This is a genomic window from Alphaproteobacteria bacterium, assembly GCA_039980135.1.
Lineage (GTDB): Bacteria > Pseudomonadota > Alphaproteobacteria > UBA6615 > UBA6615 > UBA8079.
The window spans coordinates 1-13904 of sequence record JBDXCV010000008.1 but is presented as its reverse complement, the minus strand read 5'-3'; the positions used below and the strand labels follow the sequence as shown (position 1 = coordinate 13904).

General features: G+C 61.6%; 9 protein-coding genes. 3 read left to right on the top strand and 6 right to left on the bottom strand.

Annotated features, from left to right (window positions below; genetic code table 11):
• From ABJ363_10415 to ABJ363_10405, 3 genes are all read right to left on the bottom strand, one after another.
• The coding region (locus ABJ363_10415) for a cyclase family protein (GenBank protein ID MEP4379404.1) at nt 1–852 on the bottom strand (852 nt) is incomplete at its 3' end.
• A gap of 60 nt (nt 853–912) precedes the next feature.
• Complete coding sequence (locus ABJ363_10410) at nt 913–1848, bottom strand: 3-keto-5-aminohexanoate cleavage protein (protein ID MEP4379403.1); 936 nt, start codon at nt 1846–1848, stop codon at nt 913–915.
• Between the two features lie 154 nt (nt 1849–2002).
• On the bottom strand, nt 2003–2455 hold the full coding sequence (locus ABJ363_10405) for an alpha/beta-hydrolase N-terminal domain-containing protein (GenBank protein ID MEP4379402.1): 453 nt from the start codon (nt 2453–2455) through the stop codon (nt 2003–2005).
• Nucleotides 2456–2657: 202 nt separating this feature from the next.
• Between ABJ363_10405 and ABJ363_10400 the strand changes: the two genes are divergently transcribed.
• Together ABJ363_10400 and ABJ363_10395 are read left to right on the top strand one after the other, a co-directional pair.
• Nucleotides 2658–3356 (top strand): dienelactone hydrolase family protein, encoded by a 699-nt coding sequence (locus tag ABJ363_10400; GenBank protein MEP4379401.1) that lies wholly within the window; start codon nt 2658–2660, stop codon nt 3354–3356.
• Nucleotides 3357–3449: 93 nt separating this feature from the next.
• On the top strand, nt 3450–5825 hold the full coding sequence (locus ABJ363_10395; GenBank protein ID MEP4379400.1) for a xanthine dehydrogenase family protein molybdopterin-binding subunit: 2376 nt from the start codon (nt 3450–3452) through the stop codon (nt 5823–5825).
• A gap of 17 nt (nt 5826–5842) precedes the next feature.
• Here ABJ363_10395 and ABJ363_10390 read toward each other — a convergent pair whose 3' ends face one another.
• Nucleotides 5843–6568, bottom strand: a complete 726-nt coding sequence (locus tag ABJ363_10390) for an enoyl-CoA hydratase/isomerase family protein (protein MEP4379399.1) — start codon at nt 6566–6568, stop codon at nt 5843–5845.
• 284 nt (nt 6569–6852) lie between these two features.
• Here ABJ363_10390 and ABJ363_10385 point away from each other — a divergent pair, with 284 nt between their 5' ends.
• Nucleotides 6853–8343, top strand: a complete 1491-nt coding sequence (locus ABJ363_10385) for a protein adenylyltransferase SelO (protein MEP4379398.1) — start codon at nt 6853–6855, stop codon at nt 8341–8343.
• 378 nt (nt 8344–8721) lie between these two features.
• Here ABJ363_10385 and ABJ363_10380 read toward each other — a convergent pair whose 3' ends face one another.
• Together ABJ363_10380 and ABJ363_10375 are read right to left on the bottom strand one after the other, a co-directional pair.
• Entirely contained in the window at nt 8722–9417 is a 696-nt protein-coding gene (locus ABJ363_10380; GenBank protein MEP4379397.1) for an IS6 family transposase, read from the bottom strand.
• A gap of 509 nt (nt 9418–9926) precedes the next feature.
• Nucleotides 9927–13904, bottom strand: a 3978-nt coding sequence (locus ABJ363_10375) for an FG-GAP-like repeat-containing protein (GenBank protein ID MEP4379396.1), incomplete at its 5' end; no start/stop codon positions are given.

The following is a 13904-nucleotide window of genomic DNA, read 5'->3' as shown; positions in this document are numbered from 1 at the left end:
CTGCGGGATCACGATCCAGTGCCAGGGCTGGAACACGTCATCCGTCTCGTTCGGGATGACTTCGCAGCCCCAGGTGTCGGCGCAGATCGCGGCGATCTCCATGTCGTGCATCCAGTCGCAGGTGTGGAAGGACACGCCCGGCGCATCGCCACCGGCATAGCCGCCCCAATCACCCGCCGCCAGGCAGCGCTCCATATGGCCGGTGCGGTAAATCACGAAATCGCCGCGCTTGATTTCCACACCCTGATCCTTGGCGCATTGGTCGAGGTCTTCGGCGTCGATCGCCGTGCCGTCGTCGAGAGAGTCCACGCCGGCCCAGCGCGCGATGTCGAGCAGCACACCGCGCCCGACCATCTTGTTGCGCATCTTGTGAATCGCGTTCTTCTCCGCACCATTGGCACCGACAAGGGTCGCGTCATAGCCGTTCCACATCTTGCCGTTGTTGAAGACATGGCCCAGCGCGTCCCACTGGGTACCGCACTGGAGCGGCAACGACACCGCGTCGTCGGCATACTGGCTGGCGTACTTCTTCCCAGGGACCGTCTGCTTGCCGGCGACTGCGTCCGTCCCGGTAGCGAGCATCGTGTGGATCGGATTCCAGCGATTACTCGTCCCGCCGCCCACGCGGTCATCACCCTTCTGCGGCCCGTCGCCGTCGAAGTTCAAGCCGAGTGCGAAGACCTCGCCCTTCTTGACCAGTTGGGCCGCGGCCTTACGCTCCTCCGCCCCGGCATAGTTGATTGTGCCCCATTCGTCGTCGGGACCCCACTTACCCCAGTTCTTGTTGCGTTCGGACTTCTCCATAATGACGTCCATGTCGAGCTGGTACTTCGGATCGTCGTAACGATGCATCTCGGAATTCCTTGAGTTTGATTGTCATTGGTCTCCGGCAAGGGCATGCGCCGGTTTGGATCAGAAGTTAACCCGGTCGCCGCCCTTCAGGTCGAGAATCTCCCGCGCCTCGTCCGGGGTTGCTATTTCCAGAGACAAATCCTCGCAGATTCTCCGGATTTTCTCGACTTGCTGGGCGTTCGAGTCCGCGAGCTTTCCTTTCGCGATATAGAGCGAATCCTCCAGCCCGACACGGACGGAGCCACCGAGCATGGCGGACGCCGTTGTGAAGTTCATCTGGTGGCGACCGGCGGCGAGGACGGAGAAGACATAGTCATCGCCGAACAGCTTGTCGGCCGTGTTCTTCATCGTGTGGAGATGCTCGAGATCGGCGCCGATACCGCCCATGATGCCGAAAATGAACTGCAGGAAGATCGGCGGCTTCAGCCGACCCGTCGAGTAGAAGTAGTGGGTGTTGTAAAGGTGGCCGACATCGTAGCACTCGTGCTCGAACTTGACGCCGCGCTTGTCGGCGAGTTCCGTGATCACCTGATCAATCATCTGGAAGGTGTTGGGAAAGATATTGTCGACCGTATTGGCCAGGTAAGGTTTCTCCCAGTCGTACTTCCAGTCATCGTACCGGTCGGCGAGCCCAAAGATACCGAAATTGATCGACCCCATATTGAGCGATGTCACCTCAGGCTCGGCACGCACCGCGGCCGCGATCCGTTCCTCGACCGTCATTCCGATTCCGCCGCCCGTTGTCAGGTTGAGCACCGCATCGGTGCTTTGCTTGATCCGCGGCAGAAACTCCATGAAGACGTCCGGATCGCCGGTCGGACTGCCGTCTTCCGGATTACGGGCGTGGAGATGAATAATCGCCGCCCCAGCTTCCGCCGCACCGATGGACGCGTCCGCGATTTCGTTCGGCGTGATCGGCAGATTCTCCGACATGGTCGGTGTGTGAATGGCGCCAGTGATCGCGCACGAAATGATGACTTTGGTATTCTTCGCCAACTACCCTACTCCCACCCATATTTTGCTCGTTCTGAGATTGAGATTCACGACGACAACGCGCTCGCATGCGACTCCAAACGGTATATTGTATACCGATTAAACGGATGTCAATTTTCCCGCCCCAGCCACCAAACCCGTGTTGCTGTCGTCCGAACTACCGACAGCATCGAACGCAAAGAGCCCCGACACGCCGCAGTTCTGCGAGCGCGAGCTCGGCCCGCGCCTGGGGGGTCAGCCCATCTGCCCGCCCGACATAAACACGGATCGGATCAAGCGCGGGGGCACCTGTGAAACGGGTGATCGCCTCGGCACCGGGACCCGATATCACAAAGTTCCGGCCCGGTTGGCCCATCGCCGACCAGTCTATCAACGACTGCGAGCTGCCGCTTTTGACCGGGTCCGACAGCGGCGCCGGTGCCGCCGAAAACAGGTTCTGGGCCGCCTCGTAACTTTCGTCCACGGACGCAACCACGCGGTCGAAGTGCCCCCCACCGGCTGAACCGGATGCACCTATCGGCCAGTTATCCATCACGTGCTTCTCGACGATGTGCGATCCGAAGCATCTGAAGTCCGCGATGGCAGTATCGTCCCGGAGAAAGGAGATCACGTTCAGGGAAGCCTCCTGAGCCCCGGGGATTCTTGACGCCCTTCTGGTTAGCCTATTCCTATGCTGCACGTGTATAAAAAGGGCGCTGTGTGGCGCACAAAGCAAGGCCTTGCGACTTGGTGTTGTTGGCTTCCTGAACGCTGGTCTTTGTCTGTCCAAGCGAAACAGAATGAGTATCACCCAACCTCGAAGGACACTCCCAATGGCTGGTGAACACACGGACATCCCCGCGCACGACGGCGGCGCGATACCCGCTTACATTTCCGTCCCGGAAAGCGGGTCAGGCCCGGCAGTGGTCGTCATTGTGACGATCCGCGGTGTCAAAGACGACATGATCGACTATGTCGAAGACCTGGCTTCAAAAGGCTTTTGCGTCGCGGCCCCCGATCCTTTCTGGCGTGACGAAGACCCCGGCGTTCTCCCCGGCGATGAAGACGGCATCAAGCGGGCCTTCGCCCGAATGGGGCGCGCCGACCACGACGTGAACATCCGGGACATCGCATCGATCATGAGCCACCTGAAATCGCTGCCGCAATGCAATGGGAAAAGCGCCATCGTCGGATTTTGCTTTGGCGGTCTGTATGCCTTTCTGGGCGCCGCGCGACTTGGTACCGATGCAGGTGTCGCATTCCACAGCGCCGCCATCAGTCCGCTGTTCGGGGAGATCGGTAAAATCGGCAATGCAAAACTAAGCTACCACTGGGGCGACAAGGACGCGGCAGCGCCGATGGAAGAGATCGAGAAGGTTAAAGAGGAATTCGCAGAATTGGCCAGCGCCGAAGTCACCGTTTATCTCGGTGCCCTACACGGATTCATGGAGCCCACGAACCCTGAGGCCTACGACAAAGAGGCGGCGGAGGCGTCCTGGAAACGTTGCGTCGAGGTTCTGCAGTCAATCTAGGCCCGCCTGCCCAACACCAAACGTCATCCGTTCAGGCATTCTGGCAGTCCCTATAAATTACCACCCCATGCGCGCGTCAGGGAATCGACCACAATGCCACCATCAAGCCAATACGAGGGAAAGGATACATCTGTCCCGGCCGAAGGCCTGCGCCGCATCGGCGAGGCCGTACAGCGCACGGAAGACACGCGCTTCGTCCAGGGACAAGGCCAGTATTCCGACGACGTTAACCGCCCGGGCCAGTGCTACTGTGCGTTCGTTCGCTCGCCAGTCGCACATGGCATCGTCCGCGCCATCGATGTCGAGGACACACTCTCGGCGGACGGTGTCATCGCGGTACTGACCGGCCGCGACTATGCCGATGACGGGTGTGGACCGATCCTGCATCGCGCGATTGAGGGTGACCCGGCCAACTGGCAGCAGCCTGCCTTCGGTGCCGAAGATCCGGCGGCGATCGAAATTCCGCAATGGCCATTGCCCTTCGACAAGGTGCGTCATGTCGGCGAACCCGTCGCCATGGTGATCGCCGAGAGCGATGCCGCCGCGATCGAGGGCGCCGAGCGCGTCATCCTCGATATTGAGGAATTACCCCCGGTCGTCGATGTACACCAGGCCGCCGCCAGTAACGCCCCGCAAGTCCACGACTCCGCACCGTATAATCTGTGTGTCCACGCATTACGCGGCGACGCCGAGGCGGCCGACACCGCGCTTGCCGGCGCCGACACCGTGGTCCGCGGCACCTTCAATGTGCCGCGCGTCGCCGGTGGCCAGATGGAGCCGCGCTCGGGAATTGGCGAATACGATGCTGTGTCCGACCGTTTTACCGTCACCGCAGGCAATCAGGGCGTTCACCGCTATCGTGATATGATCGCCAGTGCGCTCGGGGTCGAAAAAGAAAAAGTCCGGGTCGTCTGTCCGGATGTCGGCGGCGGCTTTGGGCCGCGAGGCCACGCCAATCCCGAGTACCCCGCACTCGCCTGGGCCGCGAAGCGGATCGGTCGGCCGGTCAAGTGGACAAGTGCCCGCACCGAGGCCTTCGTCAGCGACGGACAGGGCCGCGACATGGTCCTCGAGGGTGAACTCGGTATCATGCGCGACGGCACGATCTGCGCCTACAGGCTGCGTATCCTCGCCAATATTGGCGCGCACACGGTTTGCTATGCGCCGGTCGCGAATGCGTCACGCCTGGCGACCACCGTCTATGACATCGGCGCGGTCAGCCTCGATGTCCGCATCTATCTTACAAACACGCTGCCCGTTCTGCCCTTCCGCGCCGCCGGTCGGCCAGAAATTACCTACGCGCTGGAACGGCTGATAGACATGGCCGCGGCCGATATCGGCATGGACCAGCGAGAATTGCGCCGGCGCAACCTGATCGCGCGCGAGACAATGCCCCGCACCTCGCCACTCGGTCTTCCCTACGAGGATTGCGCATTCGAAGAAGCGTTCGACAAGGCCGCCGAACTGGCCGACTGGGACAATTTCGCGTCGCGCCGCGCCGAAGCAGAGGCGCACGGAAAACTGCGCGGCATCGCGCTTGTGCCGTTCGTCGAATCTCCGGTCGGCGCACCATTCGAATCTGCGACGCTGAAGATCGCGCCCGATGGCAAGACAGTCATCCAGGCCGGCACACAGAATCACGGACAAGGCCATGAGACGACGTATGCGCAAGTCGTCAGCGACCTGCTTGGCATTCCCGTCGAGACGATCACGCTGGCGCAGGGAGACAGCGACGCGTTGGCGGTTGGCGGGGGCACGCATTCAGACCGGTCGATGCGCATGGTGGGTTCGTTGTTACATGAGCTGGCGCGCGATATCGTCGCGCAGGCCAAGCCCGTCGCGGCGAAGCTGCTGCAGACAGACGAGACCGAACTGACATTTGCGCGCGGCGCGTTTGGCATTGACGGCACCGGGCACACGGTTGGTATCCTCGAGGTCGCGATGGCCTTTCCCGAGTTTCACGGGGACGGGCGTACACTTGGCGGGCAAGCCCTCCAACAAGGCCGCATTCCGGCATTCCCCTATGGCGCGGCGGCGGCCGAAATCGAGATCGACCCCGAAACCGGCACGCTCGCCCTTTGCACACTCAGCGTCGCACATGATTGCGGTGTGCCGGTCAACCCGGCCATCGTGCACGGCCAGGTCCACGGTGGCCTCGTTCAGGGCGTCGGCCAGGCAATCGGCGAGCGCGTGTTTTACGATACCGGCTCAGGCCAACTGCTCTCCGGTTCATTCATGGACTACATGATGGCGCGGGCCGACCAGTTTACCAATTTTCGCGTTGGCTTTGTTGCCGCGCCAACCGTGGGCAACCCGCTCGGCATTCGCGCCGGCGGCGAAGGCGGCACCGTGCCGGCGCTGGCCGTCATCGGCAATGCGGTGATGGATGCGCTAGCAGGCCACGGGATCCGTCATATCGAGTTGCCGCTCACATCCGCCGCAATCTGGCAGGCGCTGCGCGACGCATAAAACGCGCCGCCACACGATTATCGCGAGGCCATCACCGCCGACATCAGATTCGCGCCGAAGCGCGACGCGGCGGCCCGGTCCATGTCGAGCGCGTTGTTTAGATATTCCTTGATCATGCGCAACGCTTCCATCGAATTGCCCGACAATGTGTCGGTCAGCGCATCGACCTCGGCGTCGAGTGCATTCGCGGCAACGATCTTGCTGACAATACCGAATTCACGCGCCGTTGCCGCGTCGACCTCGTCGCGCGACCAGATCAGGTATCCGATCGCCTTGCGTGGCACACGGTCGCGGAACGCCGTCATGACAAGTGCCGGCGGAATATCGCGATTCATCTCGGGCACGCGAAATCGCGCCGTATCGGCAGATATGGTGATATCGCACAACGCTGCCAGCGCGCAGCCCATACCGTCGGCGAGACCTTGTACGGCGCCGACGATAGGGACGGGGGTACGCAGGAAACTGTCATAAAAGTCGAGTGCCGGTTCCGCGTTCGTGGCACGAACATCGAGCGCCGTTTCCGCACCGCGACCCACGGCAATGCCCGCTGAATCACGGCCGAGACAAAAATCGCTGCCGTTGGCGTGCAGAACAATGACCTTTGTGCCATCGGCCGACGCCGCGGCGAACAGGCGCGAAATCTCTCCGCCCATATCGGTCGAGACGATGTTGCCTTCATCGGGACGGTTCAATGTCAGGGTTGTCACGTCTGCGTTACGAGATACCAGGATTTGCTCTGTCATTGGCGTTCAACGATCTTTCGTGAGAATGGCGGAAGGAGAGAGATTTGGTCGTTACCCGACTTTTGCACGGACCCTATCAAAGTCCACCTGGGAATACTGTCGAAGGCCGAGGTCGCGACCGTCGAAAACCTTCGTTCATTCACCCCAACGCATCGGTCTCACTGTATCGCAGACACATCATGCTCCCAAACGAGCTAGCCGTATCCTGCAAGTGTGTCGGCTAACATGGACATCTTCGGTAAAAAACCCATCTTCTTGAGGTCAGGACACCGGACCCCCAAAACATGAACAATCTGAGCCCCGCCCTTCCCAGATTCGCATTCGACAACAGCTTCTCGCGCAGCCTCGAAGGCTGTTTTGTGGAATGTTACGCGGCACCGGCAGAAGCACCAAAACTTCTGCAGCTGAACCACGCGCTGGCAGAAGAGCTCGGGCTGGACCCAGCTGTCCTGAACACAGACGCAGGGACGAGTATTTTCTCCGGAAATGTCGTCCCGGATGGCGCAGCACCACTGGCACAGGTCTATGCCGGCCATCAGTTCGGTGGATTTAGCCCGCAGCTGGGTGATGGTCGCGCGCTTTTGCTCGGCGAAGTTATCGACGTTCACGGGAAGCGGCGCGACATCCAGCTCAAGGGTTCTGGCCGCACGCCCTTCTCGCGCAACGGCGACGGGAAATCGGCGCTCGGCCCGGTCTTGCGTGAATATCTGATCGGTGAAGCGATGCACGCGCTCGGTGTGCCCACCACCCGGGCGCTGGCCGCCGTCAGCACCGGCGAGACGGTACAGCGCGAAACGCCCCTGCCTGGCGGGATTCTGACACGCGTTGCCGCAAGTCACATACGCGTGGGCAGCTTCCAGTTTTTCGCCGCCCGAGGTGATGACGAGAAGGTACGCCAGCTGGCCGATTACGCCATCGCCCGCCATCATCCAGACGCCGCAGACGCGGAGAACCCTTATCTGGCTTTCCTTGAAGCCGTGACCGACGCACAAGCCGCTTTGGTCGCCAAATGGATGAGTATCGGCTTCATCCACGGTGTGATGAACACCGACAACACGACCATTTCGGGCGAGACCATCGATTACGGCCCCTGCGCCTTCATGGACAGCTACGCGCCGGACACGGTCTTCAGTTCCATCGATACCCAGGGCCGCTACGCCTATGGCAACCAGCCTGGCATTCTGGGCTGGAACCTTGCGCGCCAGGCAGAAACCCTGATCCCGTTGATCGATCCCGACAAGGACCGCGCGATCGAGATCTTGACCGACGTGATCAACACCATCCCCGCGCGCTATGACGCGCACTGGATGGCGGCAATGCGGCGGAAAATAGGCCTGACCACGGAACAGGCGGCGGATGGCGAACTTATCCGCGATCTTTTGACAGCGATGCATCAGGGCGATGCCGACTTCACTTTGGTTTTCCGTCACCTGGCGACGGCGCTACGTGGCAATGCGATCCCCGTGCAGGGCCAGTTCGCCGAGCTTTCCGCCATCAACGCCTGGCTGGAAAACTGGCGGGCGCGGCTGGCCGGAGAAGATGTAGAAGCAGAGGCACGCGCAGCTTCGATGGACCGTATCAATCCGATTTACATCCCGCGCAATCACAAGGTCGAAGAGGCGCTGACCGCTGCAGTCGAGCTTGAGGACATGTCCCCCTTCGAGGCGCTGCTCGCTGCCGTGAGTCATCCTTTCGATGTGATTGCAGGTCAAGAGGGCTACGCCGAGCCCGGAGCGCAAACGACCCTGCCCTACCAGACTTTTTGCGGCACCTGACCTGGCATCCGGACCGCAACAGCGCCTGGTCGACGGTCCGAACTTCGAATGTTGGAGATTAGTGGCGGAGGGAGAGGGATTTGGTCGTTACCGGACTTTAGCCCTGTTCAGGTAAGTCTCTGATTTCAAGGGATTCGCAGTCCAAACTGCCGCTGCGATAGCGGGTAGCGGGTCTAAATCATCACCGTCAAGCGGATGACATGCGGCGAACTGTTGAAATAACGGAATGGATTCTTCATCCGTCGAGGCTACGGAACGGCCCTTGCTACCTCAAGCCGTTTTGCTCTGGCACTGCCCCAATTTGGTCTGACAGTGCCCTCGCCAGGGTGCTGTAAGACCAATGCGAACCAGTCTCCAAAATCGCCGACGACACCATCGTCATGCCGCCAGTTGACGCCACTCGGCCAGCGCGGCGGAGCGGTTCCTCTTATAGACGGAACGACTGTTGAGATGGCGGTCGAGATTGAAGTGGTTGAAGGTTGAGGCAGGAACGGCGGCGAATTTCTGCAGGGTTTTTACGTCCCTGAATTTCGACATCGCCCCTTCCCGCCTTCGAAACGGCTGATGTGAGTTTTCCGCCCGGTTGTTAAGCCAGCGGCCGCATTCCTGATCGGCGGCATTCCCGATCACATTCATCGCTGCCCGGTATGACCGAAGCCGGTCGGTGACAATCACTTTCGGATGTCCATACCGCTTCATCGCTCGCTTCGGAAACTGAAGAGCAGCCCTACGATCCCGGCGTTTCGTCGCGAAAACTTCGAGCACCTCGCCTTCGTGATCGACCGCACGCCACAAGTAATGCGTCTCGCCATTTATCCGAACGAAAACCTCATCCAGGTGCCAGCGCCAATTCGAATACGAACGATTATGAACCCGGCGTTCCCTGATCTCCGCAGCGAACATCGGGCCGAACCGGTTCCACCAAAAACGAACCGTCTCATGGCAGATATCGATGCCACGTTCGAACAGCATGTCCTCAACCTGGCGCAACGACAGCGGGTATCGCACGTACATCATCACCGTCAGGCGGATCACTTCAGGCGAACTGTTGAAATAGCGGAACGGATTCCTCATCCGTCGAGGCTAAATAACGGCCTTGTCTGCCTCAACCCGTTTTGCTCTGACACTGCCCAGCGCGGCATTGCGGGGACTCGTCGAGAAGATAGTTGCGCAACCGGCCAACAAGCCCGGGGCGTTCGATCTCGAACTCCACGGCCATCTGGCCGAAGCTCTAAATTTAGCAAGGCATGATAATAGTGGCGGTGGACGGAGTCTCGAGCGAACCCGTCTCTGTTCTCAATCCCTGTTTTACAGGGAATAAACAGGGAAAATGGTCTTTTCAGCCAATATCAACCACGAAATGCATCGATTCAGGTGCAGTTTTCTGGGCTTTGAAGGGAATTTCCCTACAAGGGATAACAGGGAATTCAAATACCAGTATCAGGGACGATAGATCTAAGAACAGAGAGCGAGCGCACAGACAACCTTCCCGACAGTGATGTCAGGCAAATGGGTACATTCTCCAAAATTACGGTCGCCCGGCACGACCCGGCAAACCGACACTCACATAGCTAACCCGAGGGTTAGAAGATGAAATCATCCTCATGAAGGTCGGCTTCCTGAACACCAATCAGGGTCAGGCTATCGTCCCCATCAAGCGTAATTACCGTATCCGCGCCGCTGTCATTGGTTGACGCCAGAAGATCCGCAAAGTCGATGAAACCGAAGTCGGACACATCGACCAAGTCGTCCGTACCGGCGCCCGCCTGGAAGTCGCCGATTGTGTCATCGCCAGCCCCGTTTACGAACACGAACAGATCGTCGCCGGCGTTGCCGGTCAGGAAGTCGTTTCCACCGCCGCCCTGCAGCGTGTCGTCACCTGCGGTGCCATCGATCGTGAGGTCCGTGTTTGGATCGGGTCCGGTGATGATCACCGTCGCCGATTGAGCAACGGATCCGCCGTTGCCGTCGGTCACGTCGTAGCCGTAGGTGATAACCTCCGTATCGCCGTTGCCCAGCAACGTCGCGTAGGCGCCCGGATCGACGGTGATGGCACCGCCGTCGAACGTCACGCCGATAGAATCGCCACCCTTGAGGACAAAGTTCGACACCGACAGGACGTCCCCGGCATCGACATCGCTGGCGCCGGCCAGCAGGTCGACCGCGAACGGCGCGTTACCTTCCGCAGCCGTCGCGAACAGGCGCGCGCCGACGACGGGATCGTCGTTCACGTTGATGACGTCGATGTCGAACACCTCGACCGTGGTCTGCGGCCCGCCAGAACCGGCGTTGCCCAGATCGTCGACGCTCACCGTGAGGCCGTCCGAACCCGCGAAATCGTCGTCCGGCGTGTAGGTGAGCTCCCCGATCGCCGCGTTCACGTCGTCGAGCAGGCCCGTCACCGTGATCGAGGCCTGGCCGTTGCCGCCCGCGTTCACCGTCAGGCCCGTCAGCGCGCCCAGGTCGATGGTGCCGTTCGAGACCGACAGGCTCGCCTCGACCTCGCCCGTCCCCTCGTCGACGTCAACATCGGAGACCGAGATCCCGTTTATCGTCAGGGCGGTCTCCTCGACGGTTGCAAGCGCAACGGCTCCCGCGATTCCTCCGTCGCCGTTGAAGTCGCCGAAGGCGCCGGCCCGCGAGTATACCCCGCCCACGTCCTGGCTGTGGGTGAACGTCCCCGACCCGTCGTTGCGGTAGAAGGTCGTGCCTGAGGAGTTCGACGCTGCTGCGTCGATGTCCCCGTCGCCGTCGATATCCGACAACGAAACGTCCCAGGTTCGGGCACTGAACCCCGTCAATGCCTGACCGCTGTCCACGAAACTGCCTGTGCCATCGTTCAGCCAGACGCGGTCGGGCAAATCCCTGACGCCCTCGTAGACATCAAGGTCCCCGTCCCCATCCAGGTCCGCAAGTTCAACGTCTCGGGTTTGCGTGCCACCGAACGTCGTTCCCGCCGCGAACGTCGCCGATCCGTCGTTGAGCCAGACCTGATTGGCGCCGTTCCAGTGTGCGCTCACGGCATCGATGTCGCCGTCACCGTCTACATCCCCCAGCGCGATGTTGTAGTCGCTGGTGTTGCCCAGAGACTGACCGAGGGTAAAGTTTCCCGCGCCGTCATTGATCCAGACCTGTTCCGGACCGATCCAGGTGGCGAACACGGCATCCAGGTCTCCGTCCCCGTCCAGATCCGCCAGCTCCGAGCCGTACATGCGACCGCCGGCGTTGAACGTGGAGCCCGTTGTGAAGGTTCCGGTTCCGTCGTTGACCAGAACACGGTGCGTTTGTCCGGTTCGGTTGGCCTGGAGGATGTCGAGGTCGCCGTCGCCGTCCAGGTCGCCGACGTTCACACCCCAGGTGACATCGTTGTACAGGCTCGCCGAAAGCGCGAACGTCCCCGTCCCGTCGTTTATGAAGATGCTCGTCCCGCCGCCGTCGTTCCCGACCACCGCATCCAGATCCCCGTCGCCGTCAAAATCCCCCACCGCAACATCGCGGCCGTTCGCCGAGCCGGGCAGCGACTGGCCGCTGTCCGTGAACACACCCGTCCCGTCGTTGAACAGCACACGGTCACCGCCGCCGTGACCCGCCACGAAGAAGTCCGGGATCGCGAACGACTGGATCTCCGGCGCGTCGTTCACCGCGTTCACCGTAACCGATACCGTGCCGGTGTCCGTCGCACCGTTCCCGTCCACCAGCGTGTAGGTGAAGCTGTCCGAACCGTTGAAGTCCTCACCCGGCGTGTAGACGAACGACCCGTCCGACAACAGTTCGACGCTGTTCCCCGCCGCCGTCGCGATCGTCCCCGCCGTCACGCTCAGCTGCGAGCCGTCGACGTCGCTGTCCGCGCCGTTGCCGTTGTCCGCCAGCACGTTGCCCGACAGCACCACATCCTCGTCCGTCACGAACACGTCGTCCGCAGCAACCGGCGGCGTCGCCGGGTCGGTGTTCACGTCGATGGTGATGGAGATCGCATCGGTCTGCGCGCCGCCCGTGCCCGTGTTGCCGAGGTCGTCGACGGCGACGTTCAGCGTGTCGGTCCCGAAGAAGCCTGCATCCGGTGTGTAGGTGAGTTCCCCGATCGCGGCGTTAACGTCGTCGAGCAGGCCCGTCACCGTGATCGAGGCCTGGCCGTTGCCGCCGGCGTTCACCGTCAGGCCCGTAAGGGCCCCGAGGTCGATGGTGCCGTTCGAGACCGAAAGGGTCGCCTCGACCTCGCCCGTCCCCTCGTCGACATCCGCGTCAGAAACCTCCAGCCCCTTGAGGGTCAGCGGCACGTCGACCTCGGTCTGCAGCGTCTCGCCCAGGAACGCCGCCCCGCCGTCGCCGTTGAAGTCGCCGAACGCGCCGGCCCGCGAGTACACCCCGCCCACGTCCTGGCTGTGGGCGAACGTGCCCGTTCCGTCGTTGCGGTAGAAGGTCGTGCCTGAAGAGTTCGACGCTGCTGCGTCGATGTCCCCGTCGCCGTCGATGTCCGACAACGAAACGTCCCAGGTTCGGGTATTGAAACCGTTCAGCGACTGGCCGCTGTCGATGAAGTTTCCGGAACCGTCGTTCAGCCAGACGCGGTCCGCCTGCTGTCGAAGCCCCTCGAATGCATCGAGATCCCCGTCCCCGTCCAGGTCGGCAAGTGCGATATCACGCGTGCTTTGTGAGAAACTGAACGTAGAAACCGCCGAGAACGTCCCGGTCCCGTCGTTCAGCCACACCTGGTTCGCGCCGTACCAGACACCGCTGACGGCATCGAGATCACCGTCCCCGTCGACGTCGCCGATCGCGACATTGTAGGTGTTGAAGTTGCCGAGCGACTGGCCAAGCGTGAAGTTCCCCGACCCGTCGTTCAGCCAGACCTGGTCGGGCCCGTTGCTCCAGCCGGGCATGAACACATCGAGGTCCCCGTCGCCGTCCAGATCGCCGAGATCGCCGGTTCCATAGGTGCGGATGCCGTTGTTGAACGTGGAGCCACCGGTGAAATTGCCATTGCCGTCATTGACCAGCACACGGTGTTGCTGGCTGGCCCGGTTGCTCAGGAGAATGTCGACATCGCCGTCGCCGTCGAGGTCGCCGACGTCCACGCCCCAGGTGGCCTGCGAACCGGCGTAATGGGTCGCGGAGAGCGTGAACGTTCCCGTGCCGTCGTTGTTAAATACCTCTGCACCCTGACCGTCGTTGACGACCACCGCATCGAGGTCCCCGTCGCCGTCGAAGTCCCCCACCGCGACGTCCCAGGCATCCACCGCACCAGGCAGCGACTGGCCGCTGTCGGTGAACGTCCCCGTCCCGTCGTTGAACAGCACCCGGTCGCCGCTGCCGCGCACGCCCACGAAGAAGTCCGGGATCGCATCGATCTGGATCTCCGGCGAATCGTTCACCGCGGCGACCGTGATCGACACCGTGCCCGTGTCCGTCTGGCCGTTCCCGTCCACCAGCGTGTAGGTGAAGCTGTCCGAACCGTTGAAGTCCGCGCCCGGCGTGTAGACGAACGACCCGTCCGACAACAGTTCGACGCTGTTCCCCGCCGCCGTCGCGATCGTCCCCGCCGTCACGCTCAGCTGCGAGCC

Excerpts from the sequence above, each read along its gene's own strand:
- ABJ363_10395 (MEP4379400.1), top strand. The coding sequence starts at position 3,450 with ATGCCACCATCAAGCCAATACGAGGGAAAGGATACATCTGTCCCGGCC.
- ABJ363_10385 (MEP4379398.1), top strand. The coding sequence starts at position 6,853 with ATGAACAATCTGAGCCCCGCCCTTCCCAGATTCGCATTCGACAACAGC.
- ABJ363_10390 (MEP4379399.1), bottom strand. The coding sequence starts at position 6,568 with ATGACAGAGCAAATCCTGGTATCTCGTAACGCAGACGTGACAACCCTG.
- ABJ363_10400 (MEP4379401.1), top strand. The coding sequence starts at position 2,658 with ATGGCTGGTGAACACACGGACATCCCCGCGCACGACGGCGGCGCGATA.
- ABJ363_10380 (MEP4379397.1), bottom strand. The coding sequence starts at position 9,417 with ATGAGGAATCCGTTCCGCTATTTCAACAGTTCGCCTGAAGTGATCCGC.